The 20,908-nt window shown below is 58.5% G+C and carries 15 protein-coding genes; all 15 read left to right on the top strand.

Going from position 1 to position 20,908, the window contains the following annotated elements; all coding sequences use genetic code 11:
* The first annotated feature begins 10 nt into the window (after positions 1 to 10).
* The 15 genes from C8273_RS08065 to C8273_RS07995 all read left to right on the top strand — a co-directional run bounded on the left by C8273_RS08065 (position 11) and on the right by C8273_RS07995 (position 20,796).
* On the top strand, positions 11 to 1,069 hold the full coding sequence (locus C8273_RS08065) for a radical SAM/SPASM domain-containing protein (protein WP_106627321.1): 1,059 nt from the start codon (positions 11 to 13) through the stop codon (positions 1,067 to 1,069).
* The gene (locus C8273_RS08060; protein ID WP_106627218.1) at positions 1,066 to 2,097 is read left to right on the top strand and encodes an ATP-binding protein; all 1,032 of its coding nucleotides are present in this window, start codon (positions 1,066 to 1,068) and stop codon (positions 2,095 to 2,097) included. Before C8273_RS08065 ends, C8273_RS08060 begins: the two co-directional genes overlap by 4 nt.
* A 22-nt stretch (positions 2,098 to 2,119) precedes the next feature.
* Positions 2,120 to 4,027 carry a VWA domain-containing protein gene (locus C8273_RS08055; RefSeq protein ID WP_106627217.1) on the top strand — a complete coding sequence of 636 codons (1,908 nt, stop codon included), beginning with the start codon at positions 2,120 to 2,122 and terminating at the stop codon, positions 4,025 to 4,027.
* 28 nt (positions 4,028 to 4,055) lie between these two features.
* Entirely contained in the window at positions 4,056 to 7,739 is a 3,684-nt protein-coding gene (cobN, locus tag C8273_RS08050; protein WP_106627216.1) for a cobaltochelatase subunit CobN, read from the top strand.
* Between the two features lie 35 nt (positions 7,740 to 7,774).
* Positions 7,775 to 8,722, top strand: coding sequence for an ABC transporter substrate-binding protein (locus tag C8273_RS08045; RefSeq protein WP_234343945.1), 948 nt, complete (start codon positions 7,775 to 7,777; stop codon positions 8,720 to 8,722).
* Between the two features lie 9 nt (positions 8,723 to 8,731).
* On the top strand, positions 8,732 to 9,544 hold the full coding sequence (locus C8273_RS08040) for a nucleotide-binding protein (RefSeq protein WP_106627214.1): 813 nt from the start codon (positions 8,732 to 8,734) through the stop codon (positions 9,542 to 9,544).
* On the top strand, positions 9,534 to 10,838 hold the full coding sequence (locus tag C8273_RS08035; protein WP_106627213.1) for a nitrogenase component 1: 1,305 nt from the start codon (positions 9,534 to 9,536) through the stop codon (positions 10,836 to 10,838). Before C8273_RS08040 ends, C8273_RS08035 begins: the two co-directional genes overlap by 11 nt.
* Positions 10,831 to 12,108 carry a nitrogenase component 1 gene (locus C8273_RS08030; RefSeq protein WP_106627212.1) on the top strand — a complete coding sequence of 426 codons (1,278 nt, stop codon included), beginning with the start codon at positions 10,831 to 10,833 and terminating at the stop codon, positions 12,106 to 12,108. Before C8273_RS08035 ends, C8273_RS08030 begins: the two co-directional genes overlap by 8 nt.
* A 54-nt stretch (positions 12,109 to 12,162) precedes the next feature.
* Entirely contained in the window at positions 12,163 to 13,149 is a 987-nt protein-coding gene (locus C8273_RS08025) for an ABC transporter substrate-binding protein (RefSeq protein ID WP_106627211.1), read from the top strand.
* A 31-nt stretch (positions 13,150 to 13,180) separates the two neighbouring features.
* Entirely contained in the window at positions 13,181 to 14,023 is an 843-nt protein-coding gene (locus tag C8273_RS08020) for an ABC transporter ATP-binding protein (protein WP_106627320.1), read from the top strand.
* Positions 14,020 to 15,057, top strand: a complete 1,038-nt coding sequence (locus C8273_RS08015) for a FecCD family ABC transporter permease (RefSeq protein ID WP_106627210.1) — start codon at positions 14,020 to 14,022, stop codon at positions 15,055 to 15,057. Before C8273_RS08020 ends, C8273_RS08015 begins: the two co-directional genes overlap by 4 nt.
* A gap of 1 nt (position 15,058) precedes the next feature.
* Positions 15,059 to 15,796, top strand: a complete 738-nt coding sequence (locus tag C8273_RS08010; RefSeq protein WP_106627209.1) for an energy transducer TonB — start codon at positions 15,059 to 15,061, stop codon at positions 15,794 to 15,796.
* Positions 15,797 to 15,808: 12 nt separating this feature from the next.
* Positions 15,809 to 17,830, top strand: a complete 2,022-nt coding sequence (locus C8273_RS08005; protein ID WP_199821034.1) for a TonB-dependent receptor plug domain-containing protein — start codon at positions 15,809 to 15,811, stop codon at positions 17,828 to 17,830.
* 40 nt (positions 17,831 to 17,870) lie between these two features.
* Positions 17,871 to 18,839 (top strand): TIM barrel protein, encoded by a 969-nt coding sequence (locus C8273_RS08000; RefSeq protein WP_106627207.1) that lies wholly within the window; start codon positions 17,871 to 17,873, stop codon positions 18,837 to 18,839.
* Between the two features lie 79 nt (positions 18,840 to 18,918).
* Positions 18,919 to 20,796: a TonB-dependent receptor plug domain-containing protein gene (locus C8273_RS07995; RefSeq protein ID WP_106627206.1), complete on the top strand. Its 1,878-nt coding sequence runs from the start codon at positions 18,919 to 18,921 to the stop codon at positions 20,794 to 20,796.
* Positions 20,797 to 20,908: the final 112 nt, after the last annotated feature.

Genomic DNA, 20,908 nt, shown 5'->3' with positions numbered 1-20,908 from the left:
AACGAGAATGATGCCGCTGCGGATGCTTGTGCTGAGTCTCACGGGAAACTGCAATCTTGCGTGCCGTTACTGCTACGCATCCGCTCAAGACCGCAGAACGATGACGTGGGAGACGGCACGGCGTGCAATCGACCTCGCAGCGGAGGGTGGAACCTCTTTCATCCTCCAGTTCTCGGGCGGAGAGCCGCTGCTGTCACTTCCTCTCCTGCGGCAGATGGCGGACTATATCCGCATCAATCGAATACGGGCTCGCATGGATCTCCAGACGAATGGGACATTGATTACGGATGAGACGGCAGACTTCCTACGCGGTGCGGGCATTGGCATCGGCGTCAGCCTCGACGGCAGACCCCATGTTCACGATGTGCACCGCTGCTACCCTGATGGGTGCGGCTCGTCGATGGATGTGATTGCGGGGATTCAGCGTCTCGGTCAGCGCGGCATCGCGGTCGGCCTGACCTGTGTTGTTACGGCGGAGAATGTCGGGGAACTCCCCGGCATCATAGAGATGGCATACTACCTCGGCAATGTGCGCCATATCGGCTTTGATCTTCTGCGCATGCAGGGGCGCGGCGCGGCTGTCCGCCCCGCGCGCGAGGGGGAGATGGCGCGGGCGATGACGGAGGTCTTTGTGCGGAACGAACACCTTGGTCGGCTGCACGGATACCGCATTTCGATTGCGCAGGAGGAGCAGGCGGCGTGTCTTTCGCAGCGCACGGGCGATGGTTTTTCCCACTGTCACGCGATGAGTGGGGCGGGCGTGCATATTGATGCCGCCGGACGGGCTTACGCCTGTTCTTCCTTTGTCGGTGATGCGCGCTTTCTGCTCGGCGATGTGGAGCACGGAATCGACGTTCAGCGGCAGGAGGAGGTGGCACGTGAGATGCAGAGTGCCATGGCGTTTTGCAGGGCGTGTGCAGACTTCGCGGGCTGCGGCGGTGCGTGTTATGCACGTTGGGCGGGGCAGCAGCATTCGGCTCTGTCCAATGCCGAATGTGCACTGAAACGGGCGGCGATGCAGACGGTACATATTTCGGATAGTCATACATACGAAGGGATACCCACATGAAAACAACAGCGGTTTATCCGTTTACAGCCATTGTCGGTCAGGAGGAGATGAAGACAGCACTCTTACTCAGCATTGTCATGCCGTCTCTCGGAGGTGTGCTCATCAAGGGCGAGAAAGGGACGGCGAAGTCCACTGCCGTTCGTGCCGCTGCAGCACTCCTGCCGGATCTGCGGGCGGTGCGCGGCTGTACGTGCCACTGTGATCCTGCGCTGCCAGATCTGTACTGTGATGCCTGCCGTGTAAGGCAGGCAACCGGAGAAGATCTCACGGCGGAGGAAATTCCGATGCGCGTGGTGGAGCTGCCCGTCAGCGCGACAGAGGATCGTGTGGTCGGGACACTCGACATGGAGGCGGCGATCCAGCACGGGCGCAAGGAGTTCGAGCCGGGCATCCTGGCGGCGGCGAACCGCAACATCCTCTATGTAGATGAGATCAATCTGCTTGAGGATCATATCGTTGACATCCTGCTCGACTCTGCGGCGATGGGGGTCAATACCGTGGAGCGTGAGGGCATCTCCTATGCCCATCCGGCGCGCTTTGTCCTCGTCGGGACGATGAATCCGGAGGAGGGGGACATCCGCCCGCAGCTCCTCGATCGCTTTGCGCTCTCCGTGACCGTTGCGGGGGAACGCGAAGCAGGGACGCGCGTCGAGGTCATCCGCCGCAGGATTGCCTATGAGCGTGATCCCGATGCCTTTGCTGAAACCTATGCAGACACCCAGCAGGAGTTGCGTGAAAAGATCATAGCGGCGCGTGCGCGTGTCGCCCACGTGGAAGTGCCGGATGAAATCCTCGGCTATGCTGCTCGGATCTCGCTGACGCTCGGCGTCGACGGACACCGCGCAGACATCACGCTCATCAAGGCGGGCATTGCACATGCGGCACTTGCAGGGCGCAGTGCAGTGATGGCGGAGGATCTGCGGCGCGTCAGCCGCCTCGTCCTTGCACACCGCATGCGCCGCCGCCCGTTCGAGGAGGGCGCGGTCGACTGGAGTGCGGTGGACGCGATCTTGGGAGAACGTGCATAAATAGCTTTTCGGAGGAAAAAACTTGGATACTCCGCGTTATCCGTTGACGGCCGTTGTCGGGCAGGAGCACGCACGGCGCGCACTTTCGATTGCACTCATCAACCCTCGTGCGGGAGGTCTCCTGATCTCCGGCATGCGGGGCACGGCAAAATCCGTTCTCGTCCGTGCGGCAGCACCGTTTACACCAACCGGAAAAATTATGGAGCTGCCGCTCGGCGCGGCGGAGGATATGATCTTCGGCACAATCGACATGGAGGCGGCACTCCAAAAAGGGGAGCGTTGCCTGCGGCACGGACTTCTGCACCGTGCGCACGATACCATCCTCTATATGGATGAGGTCAACCTCCTGCGCGAGGATATTCTGTCCACGGTTCTGAAGTGTGCGAGAGATAGTTTTTTTCGCCTCGAACGGGATGGGCTGTCGTTCATCGAGGAGGTTTCCTATACGCCCGTCGGTACGATGGATCCCGCAGAGGGCACGCTTCGCCCTGCTCTGCTGGATTCTTTCGGCATGTTTGTGACGATGGAGGAGGAGGAGGATCCGGTACAGCGGAGCGCGATTGCCGCGCGTGTACTCGCGTACGAGCGCGATCCGGCCTCCTTTCGTGCCTCCTACGCTGCACAGGAGGTGGCATTTGGGGCGATGATCAGCCGTGCTCGCGCATTGTTGCCGTGCGTAGAGGTTCCGTCTGCCATTCTTCACTTTGCGGCCGCCTGTGCTGCGCGTGCCTGTTGTATCGGCAACCATGCGGAGATTTATCTCATCGAGGCAGCGTGTGCGATTGCAGCGCTCGCAGGCAGAGCGTTCGTCATGCCTACGGATGTGGAGGAGGCCGCAGCGTTCGTGCTCGTGCATCGGATGAGCCGTCCGCAGGAGGAACAGCAGCCGCCCGATGATGGGAATGCCCCGGAGCAGGACGGGAATGAGATGCCGAATGAGCCGCAGGAAACACCTCCTCCGCGGGAGGATGGCGGCGCGGAAATGCCTCATGAAGCCTCGTCGGAGAACGAATCACAGAATGAGCCTCAGGATGGGGAGGACGCTCCGTCCCCGCCGGAGGAGGCACATGAAGGTGGAGATGATCGTGTCGCAGCACCGCTTGAGAACGTCATGGCGCGACTCTCACTGCTCTCTATGACGATGCGTGCGCAGGGCGGAAAGAGCGGAAAACGCAACATTGTCCAGACGCATACGGCGGATGGTCGCTGCCTGCGCACGGAACTGCCGCGCGCAGGTGCCCGCCTCGATCTCGCACTCTCCGCTACGCTGCGTGCAGCAGCCCCGTATCAACGCACGCGCCAGGGGACGCAGACGGTTGTGATCCGACCTGAAGATGTGCGCGTCTGGGTGCGTGCGAAACACGCGGCGGCGAATATTCTTTTTCTCGTCGATGCAAGTGGTTCGATGGGCGCACGCGAGCGCATGAGGATGGTGAAGGGAGCCATCCTTGCCCTTCTGCAGGAGGCATATCAAAAGCGTGACTGTGTCGGGCTGATCGCCTTTCGGCGGGATCGTGCGGAGATGCTCCTGTCGATGACGCGCAGTGTGGAGCTGGCAGAAAAGCAGCTGCGCGACCTGCCGACGGGCGGACGGACACCGCTTGCCGAGGGGCTCGCCTGTGCTCTGCAAACACTGCGTGAACTGGAGCGCAAGGGCAGCGAGAAAACGGTACTTGTCCTCATCACAGACGGACGGACGAACACTGTGCGGGATGGCGATGACGGCGTGCAGCGTGCCCTGCGTGCGGCGGAAGAGATCGCGGACACGCAGGCGCTCACGCTTGTCCTCGATACGGAGCGCTCCGTTCCGCGCGTCGGACTTGCACCGGAACTTGCGCGTCACATGAATGCGCGTTATTATACATTGGAGCGGCTCTCGGCAGAGGGCGTACTTGAGATCGTTCGCGCATCCCGCAGCATGCAGAGATAGCACCTGCAAAGAAAAGGAGTCAGAATAGATGAAGATTGCAGTCTATACGAACATCCTGCGCGTTACTGTGCTCGCGCGCCGATGCGCCGCCGATATGGCGGAACCCGAGGTGTGCGTGTGCCCTGTCAGCGGCATGGACGATTGGAATGCGATGCGCGCAGAGGCCGATCTCCATCTCTTTCTCTGGATGGGTACGGGGCTTGACAATGAATTCCTGAAGAAGGCGTCGCGCTATTTGCAGAAGCATAGGACTGCGCATCTGATCGTCGTGGACAATGCCGATCATGATAAGGTGACGTATGGCTTCTCGGAGAAACAGATCCAGACGGCATGGGCATATTTTCGCTATGACGGCGAGGAGAATATGCGCAATCTCTTTCTTTGGCTCGGCAGGGAGTTCGGGGGGGTTGCCTGCACGGCAGAGCCGCCGCGTCCGCTCGCATGGAACGGTGTCTATCATCCGGACTGGGCGGGGGATCCCGAGGACATCGCGGGGTACCTCGCCGCTCATTACGAGAATGGACGACCGAACATCGGCGTGATCTTCTATCGCTCGGAGTGGATTACGGGAGACTTTACCTATCATGCAGCACTTGTTCGTGCAATCGAGGCAGAGGGGATGAATGCGGTCGCCGTGTTCTCGAACGCCTATCGCGACGAACGTGTAGAGTCGCCGACGCTGATGGATGCGATTCAGAAATATTTCTGCAGGGACGGACAGCCCTTTGTCGATGTCATCATCAGCACGATGAAGTTCTCCATCAAGGCGGGCGGCACGCGCATCGAGGATCTCTATGCACTCGGCATTCCCGTGCTTGAGGCGTACACGGTGCTCGCTCCGAAGGAGGAGTGGGAGAAATCTCCGGCGGGGCTTGACCCCATGGAGGTTTCGATGAGCGTTGCCATGCCCGAGTTTGACGGCGTGATCCATGCCGTACCGATTGCGGCGAAGGTGCGCGACGAGAGTGGAGAGATCAGCTATGCAGCCCTCGATGAACGCATGGAGCGGATCGCACGCAAGGCGCGAAAATGGGCGGTACTGCGGCATAAGCCAAATGCGGAGAAAAAGATTGCGATTGTTTTCCACAACTATCCGCCGACGAACGCAAACATCGGCAGTGCAGCGGGACTGGATTCCCCCGAGAGCGTGCTCCGTCTGTTCACGGCGATGCGTGCCGCAGGCTATGTCATGGATGAGATTCCGGAGAGCAGCAAGGCGTTTATGAAGCTGCTGACGGATCACGCGACGAATGACCGCCGCTTTATGAGTATGGAACAGGCAAAGTCTGCCGACGGACAGCTGACAGCAGAGCAATACCGCGCATTTTTTACGGAGCTGCCCGAGCAGGTGCGCACGCAGCTCGTGCAAGACTGGGGGGAGGCTCCGGGGGATGTGTTCAATTACGACGGTGCGCTCCTCGTCCCGGGCACACTGAACGGCAACATCTTCATCACGGTGCAGCCGCCGCGCGGATTCGGTGAGGATCCCGGCAAGCTCCTGCACTCGCCCGATGCCGCGCCTACACATCACTACATCGGCTACTATCATTGGCTGCGCGATATCTGGCGGGCAGACGCGGTCATTCACGTCGGGACGCACGGCTCGCTTGAGTGGCTGCCGGGCAAGGGGACGGGGCTCTCGAATACGTGCTATCCGGATGTGTCGCTGGGTGATCTGCCGGACATCTATCCCTACTGGATTACGATTGTCGGAGAGGGGATTCAGGCAAAGCGGCGCGGTGCGGCATGCCTCATCAGTCATCTCTCGCCACCCATGCAGCTTGCGGGCGGATTTGAGGAGATCGAGGAACTGGAACAGGCACTCGATGAGTACGTCCACTTCCGTGCAGCACAGCCGGACAACATCGAGGCTGTGCGGGATATTGTCCGTGAAAAGGCGGCTGCCTGTCATTTTGAGGGCGAGGTTGATGAGGGGGATGACTTCGACGATTATGCGGCGCGTCTCCACAACTATGTGACTGACATCAAGAATATGCAGATCCGCACGGGACTGCATATTCTCGGGCGTGCGCCCGAGGGCGAGGAGCTGATCGATTTCCTGTGTGCACTCGTGCGTATGGAGCACGGCGGGGAAAAATCGCTCCTCCGCCTGATCGCAGAGCAGGCAGGCTATGACTATGAGGAGCTCCTCACGCACAGCGAGCGTATGACATCGGACGGCATGACCTACGGCAGAAAGCTGGATGCGGTCGAGAAGGAGATGCGCGCTCTGATCTCCTTCCTCGGTGCACATGACTATGCGCCGGAGGCGGTCGAGCGGGCGATGATGCTCCCTGTGATTGCCGCATCCTCTGCGGAGGCGCGTGCCGCATTTGCCCATGCGCTGCGCGAGATCACGGGGGATATGGTGCCGTGTCTGCGCCGCACGGAGGGGGAGATTACGGAGACGCTGCGCGCTCTCACAGGCAGATACATTGAGCCGAGCCCTGCAGGAGCACCGACGACAAACGGCGTGGATGTCCTGCCGACAGGGCGGAACTTCTACGGTCTTGACCCGCGCTGTATGCCGACACCTGCCGCATGGGAGTACGGGAAACAGCTTGGAGATGCACTCATCGAGCAGTACATCAACGACGAGGGGCGCTACCCCGAGGCGGTCGGCATCGTCTTCTGGGCGGGCTCGAATATGCGCAGCCACGGGCAGTGCATTGCAGAGCTCTTCTATCTCATGGGCGTGCGTCCTGTATGGCGGCGACCATCGCAGCGCGTCTGCGGCCTTGAGGTCATCCCCATCGCGGAGCTGAAGCGGCCGCGCATCGACGTGACAGCACGCATCAGCGGTCTGTTCCGCGATGCTGTGCCCAACGCCGTGCACTGGGGGGATGAGGCTGTGCGCATGGTGCGCGACCTCGACGAGAGCGATGAGGAGAACTATGTGCGCAAGCATGTCCTTGCAGATACCGCGTGGCTTGAGGAGCAGGGGGAAGAACGGACAAGCGCATGGGAGCGTGCCTCCGTACGCATCTTCGGCGATCCGCCGGGTGCTTACGGCGCGGGCATCGGTGCACTGCTCGAATCAAAGGCGTGGGAGACGCTCGATGATCTGGCAGCGGTCTATACGCGCTTTTCAGGGACTGCATACGGCGGTGACGGATTCGCACGCGGTTATGATCCCGAGGTTTTTCAGCGACGCATGGCGGGGCTGGATGTCACGGTCAAGAACGAGGATACGCGTGAGACGCACATGTTCAGCTCGGATGACTACAACGCCTACCACGGCGGCATGATTGCGACTGTGCGGGCGCTGACGGGCAAGGCTCCACATTCCTACACGGGCGACTCAAGTGACCGCGAGCGCATCGTTGTGCGGACCGTTGCGGAGGAGGCGGCGCGTCTCTTTCGCGGGGAGGCGATGAATCCAAAGTTCATCGATGGCGTGAAGCGGCACGGCTATAAGGGAGCCTCCGATCTCGCGAACTATCTTGCGCACAGCTATCAGTGGGATGCGACAAGCGGCGTGATGAAGGACTGGATGTACGAGGGCTACGCACGCAAATATGTGCTGGATGCGGGGATGCAGGAATGGATGCAGGATGTCAACCCGTGGGCGCTTCACCGCATGGCGGAGGTTTTGCTTGAGGCACAGCAGCGCGGACTGTGGAACGCATCCGAGGATACCCTTGCCGAACTGCGCAGCCTCTACCTCTCCATCGAGGGGGATCTTGAGGAACGGGCGGAGGGAATGCTGTGAGAAATCAAATGAGGCTTCTTTTTGTGTTTTTTATCATGCTTGCAGTATGCGCTTTCGGCGGTTGTGTCGATCTGTCCAAGGAGCCGGCAGGCGGATATCAGGTGACCGATGTGGAGGGCACGGTCGTCACATTTGCACACAAGCCGCAGCACATTCTGACCGTCAGTGCCGGTACGGACGAATTGATGCTCGGGCTTGTGGAGCCGGAGCGCATGGCGGCGATCAATGAATCTCTCGCTGATCGGGAGCATACGAATATCCCGTGGGTGTGTGACCGGATTCCGACGGTCGTCCCCCGCAGCCCGTCGGTAGAGCAAATTGCGGCGCTGCATCCGGATCTTGTCGTTGTGACGCCGTGGATGCCGCGTGAGAACATCGATGCCATCCGCGAGCTGAATGTGCCCGTAATTGTCTGCAAATCTGCTGCGACCATGGAGGATATTCACGATAATATCCGACTCTATGCGGCGGCTGTCGGCGAAACAGAGCGCGGAGAGAAACTCATCGGCATGATGGAGGAAAAGCTCGCGGAGATTCGCGCCAAGGTAGCAGCGGTTCCCGAGGAGAAGAAACATAAGAGCATTGCACTCATCTCCATCATGGTGAACTACGGCGGTGCGGGCTGTACCTTTGACGAACTCTGCCGCTATACGGACTCGATCAATGCCAAGGCGGCGGCAGGCAACCGCATGGGGCAGGAGATGACGAAGGAGCAGCTCGTTGCGGCGAACCCAGACTACCTCTTTTTCCCAAGCTATGAAGATGGTGCGACCAACGAGGAGAACTACGGGCGGCAGTATCTGGAGGACCCCTCGCTTGCTCAGATGACTGCCGTGCGGGAGCGCCAGATCGGTCATCCGTGGGCGCGCTATGTTTACAATCTCTCGCAGGACATTGTGTATGGTATTCAGGAAACGGCATGGATTCTCTACGGCGACGATTTCAAGCAGTCGCGCCACGAGTTCCTTACGGCCGTGGAATAAGGTGATCCTATGAAAAAAATTGCCTTCTACGGCAAGGGCGGCATCGGAAAATCCACAACCGCCGCGAATGTATCGGCTGCGTTTGCGCAGATGGGGCGGCGCGTCTGCCAGATCGGCTGCGATCCGAAGAATGACTCGACGCGCCTCCTGCTCGGACGTATTGCACCCTCCACGATCCTTGATCTGGAGCGGGAGAAAAAGGGGGCGGCGCTGACGCTCGCCGATCTCGTCCACGAGGGGTTCAGCGGCATTCGCTGCATTGAGGCCGGCGGGCCGGATCCCGGCGTCGGCTGCGCGGGGCGCGGGATTATCGTTGCGCTTGAGCGGCTCAAGGCACTCCATGCCTTTGATAATCTGGATGTTGTACTCTATGATGTCCTCGGAGATGTGGTTTGCGGCGGCTTTGCCGTACCGATTCGCGAGGGATATGCGGAGGAAATCTACATTGTCTCCTCGGGCGAACTCATGTCACTCTATGCGGCAAACAATATCGCAAAAGGGGTGCAGCGCTTTGCCGCACGTGGCGCGGTAAAGCTCGGCGGCATCATTGGCAATGGTCGTGATGTGCTGAACGAGCAGGAACTCCTTGAGGCGTTTGCCGCGCGTCTCGGAACGCAGCTCATCGCCTACATCCCGCGTTCGCGCGCCGTGCACGAGGCGGAGATTCATCGGCAGACGCTGATTGCATACGCGCCGGAGTCGGAACAGGCACAGTACTACGTCCGGCTTGCACAGGCAATCGATACGAACGAAATGCTGACCGTTCCGACGCCGATGGAGTTCGAAGAGCTTGAGGATCTGGTGGAGCGCTATGGGGATTGAGGTCAAGCGCGTTGGTGTCCGCCGAACGAACTGCAGCTGCAGCATGCCGGGTGTCTGGCGTGCGCTGTCCTTCGTGCGCGGTGCGCTTGTCATTTTCCACAGCCCGCGTCCATGTGCACACATCGCGCACGGGATGGATGTGAGCAGTTTTCATCGCCTGACGGCTGCTGGAACCTCGGTACGGCTCTCTCCCGTACCGCTCCTGACAAGCGGTCTTGGGGAGAACGAGGCGATCTTCGGCGGGGAGGATCGGCTGCGGGAGTGCATCCGCTTTGCCGCAGAGAAGTATCACCCGCAAGCGGTATTTATCGCGAACTCCTGTGTCAGCGGCGTGATTGGCGACGATACGAAGGCGATTGCGGAGGAGATGGAGGCGGAGCTTGGGATTCCTGTCATGGCGGTGTCAGCGCATGGCTTCCTCGATGGGGAGTACTATGCGGGCTACCTTGATACTGCGCGTGCACTTGTGGATCGCTTTATGCAGCCCGCCGAGCGAAAGGTGGGAACCGTTGTCCTGCTCGGCGACTGCGGGGGCTTGCACGGAGAATATGTGAAGGAGCTGCGGCGGCTGCTCGCCCTGCTCGATCTCAAGGTGACAGCGCAGTTCCCGTCCTACCTTTCTCTCGATGAAATGCAGGCGGTGCCGGAGGCGGAGCTCATCATCCTGCTCGGGAGACGGATGGACGATGAGAAACAAGCACAACTTGCAGAGCTGGCGGAGCATATACATGAGCGCTTCGGCACGCCGTATCTCGCCGATGTCTATGCTGTCGGCGCGGAGGAGACGAAGGTCTGGCTGCGCCGTGTTGGGGCACTTTGTCATCGGGAAGCGGAGGCTGAGCGTGTCATCGCGGCGGAGGAGGCTGCCTTTGCTGTCGCAGCAGAAAAGGCTCGTACCAATCTCGCAGGGCATTGCTGCGCTCTTGCGATTGGACGTGATCTCACGTGGTTCCAGCCGGAGATCATCCTGCGCCTGCTGGATAAGGTCAACGTGACACTTACCGGAATCGTTCTGCTCGACTGCTTTATGCCGGAGCGGCGTGCCGTGATGGAGGAGGCTCTGCGGTGCCTGACTGATGTCCCCATCCATTACGAGGGGGATGCGGCGGCAGATGAGATGCTGCATGCGGCAGACTTCGTCCTCACGACACACGAACTCGTCGATGCGAAGCTGCGCCAGCTTTTCCTCGCACTGCTGCCGTCGGTCGGCTGGTCGATGGGGCGGCAGCTCATGGACGATATGCGGCAGATATTGCACCGCCATGAGAGCAGGGGAGGACTGATCTATGGCTGATCGGGAACGATCCTTTGATGATGTCTGTATGTGTACGGACACCTGCGCGCTTGCCGGTGCATCTGCTTTTTTTGCGGGGATCAAGGACGCTGTGATCGTGGTCAATGGGCCTCTCTGGTGTTATTTTTTCGCGATGCGTCATATTGAGCATAGCCAGAGTACAATCTCTCATCGTATGATCTGCACGCAGTTGGATAATGACGCCATTGTATTCGGTGCAGAGGAATATCTGCACGAGGCTCTTGCCCCTTATGTGGAGCAGCCGCCCACGCTGCTTGCGATCATCAGCAGCTGCGCGGCGGGGCTGATCGGTGACGATGTCGAGGCGATTGCACGCGGGGCGGGGATCACCTGTCCGATCATTGTACTTGACAGCAGCGGACTCATCGGCAGCTTTGCGGACGGATGGGACAAGGCGGCGTGCTGCACGCTTCAGGCATTTCCTCCGACACGTCAGATAGCAAAGGCGAATGCTGTCAATCTGCTCGGCATGACGAGCGCTTACTACAATGGTGGGAATGATGCACATGAGCTGATCCAACTGCTTGAGTCTGCCGGCTATGCGGTGAATGCTGTTCTCGGCAGTGAGATGTCCGCCGCTGCGTTGGGGGATCTGACGTGTGCGGCACTCAATATCGTGGTGCATGATGAACTGGCGGTAGAGAGCGCCCGCTTGCTTGAGAGCATCTGCGGCATGCCCTATATCACGCCTCTGCCGCCGTATGGACGCGCGGGGACGCGGCGATGGTTTGAGGAGATTGGGCACGCACTGCCATCCCCGCGTATGGAAGATGCAGAGGCGGAGATCGCACGCATAACGCGCGAGGACTTCCTGCGCATCAATGAGTGCAAGAGCCTCTGGGGAGAGCTCCGCTATGACACTGCATTCATTCGCGCCCCGCGCTCCGTTGCGTGGGGACTTGCACAGGCACTGCGCACGGAGTGGGCGGATGTATGTCACCTCGTCGTTGCAGCAGATGCTGAGGGGGGGCGTGAGGCGTCGGCGATTGTGGACGAGATCCTCGGCGAGACAGATGCACGCAGGATACAGGGGCTACTCTCTGTGATGGAGGGCGGACTGCTGCTCGGCAGCAGCAACGAGTCGGCGCACATCGACCCGAAGGGGGCGCAGTATCTTGCCGTTGCCTATCCCGTGCAGGATGCGCTGCATTTGACAGAGAGTCCATTTATGGGGCTGCGCGGCGCACGTTATATCGAGGAGCAGCTCTGGAACGGCAATATCTTGCGGCGAAAGATCTCTCTTTCATAAAGGGAATCGGTCGGATCAAGATCATTTGCATAGACGTGCCGGAAAGGAAGAGAGATGTTGTTAAAGAAAAAGCTCCCTGTGGTTCTTCTCTGTATGCTGTGTGTCTTGCTCACGGCATGCAGCATACCAAAGGCGGCTGAGGAGAAGCCTGCGGCATATACGGTGACGGATATCGAGGGAACGGAGGTCGACTTCCCTGCACCGCCGAAGCGCATTGTCACGCTCTCAATGAGTACGGATGAGACAATGCTCGGCCTTGTGGAGCCGGAGCGCATGGCGGCGGTCAATGGGCTGCTCGATGATCCCGTCAGCTCCAATGTGACGGCACTTGTCAAGGACATTCCGCAGCGCATCGGCAGTCCGACGGTGGAGGAGATCATGGCACTGCAGCCCGACCTCGTCGTCGTGCCGGACTGGGGCGATCTCACCATCGTGCCCTCGCTTCGTGAGGCAGGGCTGAAGGTAGTCGTCTGCAAGGGGGCAAGTAATCTTGCTGAGATTCGCGAGACCGTCACATTGCTCGCTGCCGCAGCGGGAGAGCCGGAGCGTGGACAGAAACTCCTCGCGATGATGGATGAGAAACTCGCGGAAATTGAGGAAAAGGTGGAGAAGATCCCACAGGCAGAGCGCAAGCGTGTCGTCCTCATCTCGCTCATGGGTGGCTATGGCGGACTTGGCAGCAGCTTTGACGAGGCGTGCCGCTATGCGGGGGTCATCAACGGGCGTGCGGAGCTGGGGATTCGTGACTTTCAGGTCATGACAAAGGAGCAGCTCGTTCAGATCGATCCCGACATCCTCTTTTTGCCGACGTACAATGATCGCGGAAAATACGATGTCGATGCGTTCCGCAGGGACTATCTGGGGGATCCGTCTCTGCAGACGATGAAGGCGATCCGCAGCAAGGCGTTCGCCGAGCCGTTCGAGGGCTATATCTACAACTGTTCGCAGGACTTTGTCTTCGGCGTGCAGGAGATTGCATACCGCGTTTACGGTGATGCGTTCAAGCAGGGGGAGGATGAACACCTCTCGGCGGTGAAGTAATCATCTGGAAGGGGGGATTTGCTTGGATGAGATGATTCGCGCAGAACATATCTACGCGGGGTATCATGGAAAGGTCATTCTCGACGATGTGTCGTTTACCGTGGGGACAGGGGAGATCGTCGGTGTGATCGGTCCGAACGGTGCGGGCAAGAGCACGCTGCTCAAGACGCTGCGCGGCATTCTTCCCATCTTGTCCGGGACGGTCACGCTGATGGGGGACGATATCAATGTGCTCGATGCAAAGGAGTTTGCGCGCCGCGTGGCATATCTGCAGCAGCACGTTGCGATGACCTTTGCGTATACAGCGCGTGATGTCGTGCTTGCGGGACGCTATCCATATCTCTCGTGGTGGAGTCAGGAAAAGGCGGACGATCTGGCGATTGCCGAGGCGTGTATGGCGTATGCAGGCGTGTCGGAGCTTGCCGATAAGCCCCTGCACGCCATGTCGGGCGGACAGCGGCAGCGCGTCCTGCTCGCGAAGGTGCTCGCGCAGCAGACGCCCGTGCTCTTTCTCGACGAGCCTGCGACGGGACTCGACATCATCTATCAGGAGGAGATCTTCCGCTTCTGTCGTGAACTCTGTGAGGCGGGCAAGACCGTCCTGCTTGTCGCGCACGAACTGAGCCTCGCTGCGCGGTTCTGCTCGCGGCTGCTCTTCATCGGACATGGAAAACTGCTTGCTGACGGCGCGCCAAGAGATGTCCTGACGGATGAGCTCCTGTCGCAGGCATACGGTGCTCCCGTGCGGGTCGTTGAGAACCCGCTGACGCATCACGCAGAGGTTTTTACCGAGGCAGAGACGGCCGCAGCGGAAAAGGAGCAGCTTCTCTCTGTCATTCTTGGGCGTGCGGATGAAAGGGCGGTGACGGCATGAGTCTTGACCGGCATCGAACACAGCTCTTTCTATGTGCTCTCGTGGGAGCGCTCCTCTTTGCGTTCCTTCTGTCCATGAGCTCGGGGCAGTATGATATACCGATGGAGGCTGTCGTTGCCTCCTTTGCCCATGCGGCAGGGCTTCCTTTCCTCCCGGATGTCGTTGTGACACCGGAGCAGGAGGCGGTGCTCTGGCACATTCGTCTCCCGCGCACGCTTGTCGGCATGATGGTTGGAGCGGGGCTCGGTGTCTCGGGAGCCGTTTTGCAGGGGATCTTCAGCAATCCGCTCGCCGACCCCGGCATCATCGGTGTATCGAGCGGTGCCTCCGTCGGAGCGGTCCTTGCCATCGGCATCGGCGTGACGGCGGGAAGCGTGCTCACACTGCCTGCCTTTGCCTTCACGGGTGCCATCCTCGCGGTGGGGCTGACCGTGTCGCTGTCGATGCGGCGTGGGCGGATTCCGGTCATGACACTCCTTCTTTCGGGCGTTGTCGTGGGGATGTTCCTCGCGGCATGCACGGCAGCGATCCTCACGGTGATGAACGAGCAGAAGATGCAGCAATATCTCTTCTGGACAATCGGCGGACTGGATTATCGCCGCTGGGATCACGTCCTGCTCGGCATCGGTCCAATCGGCGTCGGCATGTCGATCATGGTACTGCTTGCACGTCACCTCAATTTGCTCGCGTTCGGTGAAGTGGAGGCTCGTGCGGCGGGGATGCCCGTGACGGCATTTCGCCTGCTCTTTCTCGTACTTGCGGCGCTGACGACGGCGTCCGGAGTCTGTATCAGCGGCAACATCGGCTTTGTGGGGCTTGTCGTGCCCCACATGGTGCGCCTCCTCATCGGTCCCGATCATCGCCGGCTGCTGCCCGCGAGTCTCCTTGCGGGCGCGGTGTTCCTCGTGCTCTGTGATTCGCTGGGACGCATCCTGCTGCATGGGATGGAGATCCGTGTCGGCATCATGACGGCATTCATCGGCACGCCCTATTTCCTGTATCTGCTGCGCAGACACATGAAGGAGGGAGGGTGACATGGATGAGGATGTGATGGAGCGTGACGGCGAGCGTAAAGCGCTTGGGGCTTCTCTGCTGCTGCATCTTACACTCTTTTTGACTGCGGCGGCGATGGGGCTGTTCTCCGTCGCAAACCCGCCAGGCAAACGGCCGCCCATCGATGTTGTGCTCTACGATGCGGGGAGTGATGCAGGAAGCAGCGCCGTAGGGGATTCTGCACCGGCTGCGGCTCCTGTGGTGACGGTGGATGACATTGTTGTGCAGGACAAGAATACTGTGCAGCAGGAAGAGAGGGAACAGGAGAGAAAACCGCAGATGAATACGTCGCGCCCCACGCAGGGTCCTGTCCGTGCGACACAGACGGGAACTGCGGGCAACGCCAGTGGGCAAGGAAGCGGAACTGGCTCCGGCACCGTCGGTGTGGGCAGCGGAACGAGCGCGGGAAACAGCGACGGGACTGCGGGGCTTGGCGCCGCTCCCGCACCGCCGCAGGAACGTGTGGAGGCGAGCCTGCGTGTGGAGGCTCGGCCGGAGTATCCGCAGGAACTCATCGACGATGATGTCGAGGGATCGGTAACAATCAAGATTCTTGTCGCGGCAGACGGCTCCGTGGAGGCAGTCGATGTCGCGTCCTCATCGGGCTATCGTGCGATGGACAGGGCGGCGGTCGCTGCCGGTTGGCAGTTTCAGTTTAATCCGGGGGACAATGGGCGGCGGGGTGTCTGGACAAAGACCTTCCGCTTTCAGTTGAATTGATTTTATGGAGGTATGACAATGAAGATGTGGAACAAGAAATTTCTTGCGGCCGTGGTCGCGCTCTCGGCGATGACGGGGCAGGTCTATGCGGCGGAGACGGCGCATACGGGGACGGGCGATGACGAGGCACTGCCGACATATTCCCTCGGCGAGGTTGTCGTGACGGCAACACGTACGCAGAAGCGGGATATTGATGTGCCGGCGGCGACGACAGTGATTACAGCAGAGGACATCAAACAAAGCGGCGCATCGAATGCTGCGGATGTGCTCTCGAAGGTCGACGGCTTCGTCTATAAGTCCTTTGGTCCCAATGGTGCAGCGATGGGAGCAATGACAAACGAAGTCAATGTGCGAGGCCTCAAGAGCGGCGCGCTCGTTCTTATGAACGGGAATCCGATTGCATGGCGTGGAAAGTATAACCTCGATCAAATCCCAGCGAGTGAGATCGAGCGCATTGAGGTTGTCAAGGGCGGCGTCTCTGTGCTCTATGGCAGTGAGGCGATGAGCGGTGTTGTCAACATCATTACGAAGAAGAAGCATGCAAATGAGGTGCACGCGGGATTCGGCAACTATGGGCAGCGCAGCTATGGCGTCAGTGCCGGGGATGAACGCTTTGGGTTCTACTACAACTACGATAAGTTTGGGCGCAGGGACGGCGTGAGCTACACGGAGTATGCACAGGACAAGCTTCGTGGACAGACACGTACAGACATTTACGATATTCTCAAGCAGAATATGGGCGTGACCTATCATGTGAATCCGCGCCTTGATTTCCAGATTGGCTACTATGAGACAGAGGGGAAATACAAGCGGACGATCACTGCTGTGGATAATACGCACGCACCTACGCGTATGCAGCGCATCCCCGTCGGAGCGCCGTACAACCAGCGCAAGTATGAAACGAAGCAGTATATTACGCAGCTGAACTATCGCGACACGGACTGGAAGGGGAGCCTGTTCTTCAACACCGGAACGCTGGAATTTATGGGGCCGAGCTACTTTAACAACAGAACAGGGAAAAAAACGCCGGACGGCCGGTATCACACACGTGAGAAAAACACGACGTACGGCATTGATCTGCAGAGAACATGGCAGGTGAATCCAAAGGCAACCGCTATTCTGGGCATGGATCTTATGCATGAGATGTTTGCGGATCTTCCAACGCCGGTAAGTACCGATGACGCACGGTATTCGCGCAACAACTGGGGGATCTTTGGGCAATGGGAGCAACGCTTCGATGAGAAAAACACGGGGATTTTCGGGCTGCGTGAAACATGGACGACGGGTGCTGCACGCGATCAGAACTATCACAATCTCAGCGCATCTGGGCAGTGGCTGCATAAGCTCAATCGCGAGAACAGCCTTTATCTGAACATCAGTCAGTCCTTTGTCATGCCGACGTTTTCCCAGATGTACCCGAACAATGATCGTCAGACGGCTGCGCCGAACCTGCGCCCGCAGAAGGGCGTTACCTATGAAGTCGGGTGGAAGCAGAAGCATGACGGACATTCATGGAAGGCAGCGCTCTTCCATATGCGCGTTGCGGACAATATTACAGCAAAGGTCACTCGCAGAAGTGGACGTGCGGAATATCAGTATACGAATGAGGACTTCCGCAACATTGGATTGGAACTCTCCAATGAGATTCGCGGATCGCACGGACTTTCCTATAACTGGGGTGTGACATGGCAGAATCCGGAGACCAAAAGCAACAAGAAGGCGATTGGATGGGATCGCACCTTCGGGCGACTTCAGCTGACGGGCGGTGTGAGCTATCAGCGCGGCAAGTGGACCTCCGCGCTCACGGCTTCCTATCTCGCTGACCGTGTTCAGTCACCGTCTGATGAACCATCGTATCGCTGCAAGCCGTATCTGCTCACGACGTGGAACACAAGCTATGCGCCGGATGAGAACAGTGAGCTCAGTCTGCACATCGACAACGTGCTTGACCGTGATGACACAACGATGCACAATGGATCTGCCTACTACGTCGCTCCGATCAACTATCTCCTGAGCTACTCCTATCGGTTCTGATCGCCGCGCGCATCCACCCATTTGGTAGAAAAGGGCATATATGCTTACACTGACGAATCTATCCAATGCAGACTGTGATGCAGAGGATCTGCTCCAAAACAGTTCGGATACACTCGCAGAGATCCTGCGCACACACAGGCTGGACGGCATTGAGTTCATGCTCTGTGCGCCGTGGGATTGTGCGGTGTTTCCAACGAGGTATATCAAGGGCGTACATCTCCTGTTCTGGCCGACGTGGGTGGATTTTTGGCACGGCGACCGCGCGGCGCTTATGGAGGAGTTTGGCAGCGAGGAGAAGATCCGCGCCTACTACGGCTCTTTGGATGTTGGTGATTGGATCGCGGCGTGGAAGGAGAATCTGCGGCGGGCGGCGGAGTGTGAACCAGAGTATCTCGTCTTTCATGTCGCACACAACCGCACATCGGAGATGTATGAGAGAAGATTCTCACTATCGGATGAGGATGTAATCCGTGCGACCATCGAGCTGGTGCATGAGATTGCCGCCGAAATCCCAAAGGGCTGCAAACTTCTCTTTGAAAACCTTTGGTGGCCGGGGCTGACCTTTTGTCAGCCGCATCTCGCCGCCATGCTCCTGGAGCAGGTCAACTATCCCGATACGGGCTTTATGCTGGATGTCGGACATCTGATGAATACGAATCTTGCGCTGCGGAGTGAGGAAGAGGGGGCGGCATACGTGACAAAAATCTACCGCGCCCTCGGCGCGGCGGGCAAGTATGTCTATGGAATTCATCTGCATCAGTCGCTCTCGGGTTCGTATACACGGGAGATGATGCGCCGCCATGCGGGAGAATTGCGTCCGCTGCAATGGCAGGAGGCGATGGATTATGTCATGCACGTGGATCGGCATGAGCCGTTTCGGACAGATGCAGCACGCCATATTCTCGATGCCATACAGCCGGATTATCTCGTCCATGAGTTCTGCCAGCGCTCGCGTGCGGACTGGGAGCAGAAGATACACACGCAGTGCTTCGCCTTGGGGCGATTGTAATATGCTTTTGTCTGTCGGAGTCCATGCCGACATGTCATAAGAAGTTTTAGTAGTAGGGTGATTTTAGGAGGAGTTTGCGATGAAGAAGAGTATTCGTATGGCTGTGACAGCCGCACTCGCTGTTGGTTCCTTGTCCATTGGGGGACAAGCGTATGCTGCAAATGATCGTACATCTGCGGATGAGCATTCACTGGGAGAGACCGTCGTCACGGCGACACGCACGCCACTGAGCGTGCGTCAGGCACCAGCGAATGTTGCGGTCATCACAGCACAGGAGATCGAGCAGAACCACTATCGGAGTATTTCAGAAGCCCTCGAACACATCAACGGCGTCGTTGTTGATCGTGCAAGCGGGGAGGAGTATGTGCGCCTAAACGGTGATGATCGTGTTGTCGTCATGGTGGACGGTGTGCGTCTGAACAACGATCAGGGCGTTGTGAACGGGCGTGCCGGCGTCGATCTGCGCATGATCCCATCGGTGAAGAATATCAAGCGCATCGAAGTTGTCAAGGGAGCGGGGTCGGCGCTCTATGGATCGGATGCGATTGGCGGCGTCGTCAACATCATCACGAAGCGTGCGGCAAAGGAACAGACGGAGCTTGATCTGCGTACGGGATCGTGGGGTACGCATGGCTATGAACTCTCACATGCGGGGACGGATGGAACCCTCAGCTGGCAGTTCACAGCGGGGCTTGACCGCAGCAGCTACATGAGGTATAAGGGGACGGATGGAAAGACGCATCGGATGCCAAGCAGCGACTATGCGAACAACAGCCTTTCCCTGCGCCTTGATCACCGGATCGATCCACGTCAATCGCTAACGCTCTCGGTACTGCACCGGACGGTTGATGCAAATTCGTATTATAATTTTGCTCCTTCGTCGCATCATGATGCAATTTATAATACCGTATCTGCCTCCTATAATTTTAAGGAGGGGACGGGAACGCCGGGTTATCTGCGCTACTATGGCAATTTTAAGTCCGTGGACTTCAGTGGGAAATATGATACACACGTGCAGGGCGGCGAGTATCAGAACGGCTGGAAGCTGGGCAAGGATCATACGCTTGTAGCAGGACTGGAGTGGCGTACGAGTCACTCGACAAATGTTGCCAATGGCGGGTATAGCAACAAGAAGATCACGAATAAGGCGGTCTATGTGCAGGATACGATCCGTCTCGGGGATAAGTGGGTACTCGTACCGGGCGTGCGTCTCGATCATCACAGCAGATTCGGCTCACATGGCTCACCAAAATTTGCTGTGAACTACAATGCGGACGAGAAGACGCGTGTCTACGCCTCGTGGGGACGTGTCTACAAGGCTCCGACGGCAGATGATTTGTTTTATAACAATATGGGGTGGATGATGTATGGTAATCCAGACCTTCGCCCTGAGAGCGGGCATACGGAGTCGCTTGGCATATCCCACAACTTCGATGCGCGTACTTCTCTTAGTGTGGACTTCTTCCAGTCGAAGCTCAGTGATGCGATTCATTGGTACTATAATCCCCTGACTTTTACAAGCCGTGTCACTAATATTGCGCACGAGAAGAAGCGCGGCATGGAGATTCTCTTTCAGAAGAAGGTAGATAAGCACTGGAGCTATGATCTTGGCTATTCCTATACGCATACGGAGTCCAAGGATGACTACAATAGCACAGCGCGTGACTATCTTAACCATATCAGCCAACCGAACGGCGGGCGCATCGGCGTGCACTACGACAATGGTCGATGGCACGCGAATGTCCTCGGCACGATGGCAAGCGGTCTGTCCAAGCAGTACTACGGACGCAGCCGCTATGCAGCGCTTGAGTTAAGCGCAGGCTATGACTTCGCAGATGGTGGGACGATTTACGCACGTCTGCGCAACGCGACGAATCAGGCCTACTCCTCCTACAGCGGCACACGCTACCCCCAGCCGGCACGCTATGCCGAAATCGGCGTGCGTTATCAGTTCTGATCGGGTACATTTTGTAAAAATTCCTTCGGGCAAAAATGTCCGAGGGAATTTTTATATGTGCACGCATTAGGGCTTGCATATATGGAGGGGTATGGTACAATAAACCTAATAC

It is taken from the genome of Candidatus Centipeda massiliensis (assembly GCF_900290285.1).
GTDB lineage: Bacteria > Bacillota > Negativicutes > Selenomonadales > Selenomonadaceae > Centipeda > Centipeda massiliensis.
Note: the sequence above shows the minus strand (reverse complement) of the source record. Positions and strands in the feature narration are given on the sequence as shown.

Excerpts from the sequence above, each read along its gene's own strand:
- C8273_RS08060 (WP_106627218.1), top strand. The coding sequence starts at position 1,066 with ATGAAAACAACAGCGGTTTATCCGTTTACAGCCATTGTCGGTCAGGAG.
- C8273_RS08015 (WP_106627210.1), top strand. The coding sequence starts at position 14,020 with ATGAGTCTTGACCGGCATCGAACACAGCTCTTTCTATGTGCTCTCGTG.
- cobN (WP_106627216.1), top strand. The coding sequence starts at position 4,056 with ATGAAGATTGCAGTCTATACGAACATCCTGCGCGTTACTGTGCTCGCG.
- C8273_RS08030 (WP_106627212.1), top strand. The coding sequence starts at position 10,831 with ATGGCTGATCGGGAACGATCCTTTGATGATGTCTGTATGTGTACGGAC.
- C8273_RS08005 (WP_199821034.1), top strand. The coding sequence starts at position 15,809 with ATGACAATGAAGATGTGGAACAAGAAATTTCTTGCGGCCGTGGTCGCG.
- C8273_RS08010 (WP_106627209.1), top strand. The coding sequence starts at position 15,059 with ATGGATGAGGATGTGATGGAGCGTGACGGCGAGCGTAAAGCGCTTGGG.
- C8273_RS08000 (WP_106627207.1), top strand. The coding sequence starts at position 17,871 with ATGCTTACACTGACGAATCTATCCAATGCAGACTGTGATGCAGAGGAT.
- C8273_RS08065 (WP_106627321.1), top strand. The coding sequence starts at position 11 with ATGCCGCTGCGGATGCTTGTGCTGAGTCTCACGGGAAACTGCAATCTT.
- C8273_RS07995 (WP_106627206.1), top strand. The coding sequence starts at position 18,919 with ATGAAGAAGAGTATTCGTATGGCTGTGACAGCCGCACTCGCTGTTGGT.
- C8273_RS08045 (WP_234343945.1), top strand. The coding sequence starts at position 7,775 with ATGCTTGCAGTATGCGCTTTCGGCGGTTGTGTCGATCTGTCCAAGGAG.
- C8273_RS08025 (WP_106627211.1), top strand. The coding sequence starts at position 12,163 with ATGTTGTTAAAGAAAAAGCTCCCTGTGGTTCTTCTCTGTATGCTGTGT.
- C8273_RS08020 (WP_106627320.1), top strand. The coding sequence starts at position 13,181 with ATGATTCGCGCAGAACATATCTACGCGGGGTATCATGGAAAGGTCATT.
- C8273_RS08035 (WP_106627213.1), top strand. The coding sequence starts at position 9,534 with ATGGGGATTGAGGTCAAGCGCGTTGGTGTCCGCCGAACGAACTGCAGC.
- C8273_RS08040 (WP_106627214.1), top strand. The coding sequence starts at position 8,732 with ATGAAAAAAATTGCCTTCTACGGCAAGGGCGGCATCGGAAAATCCACA.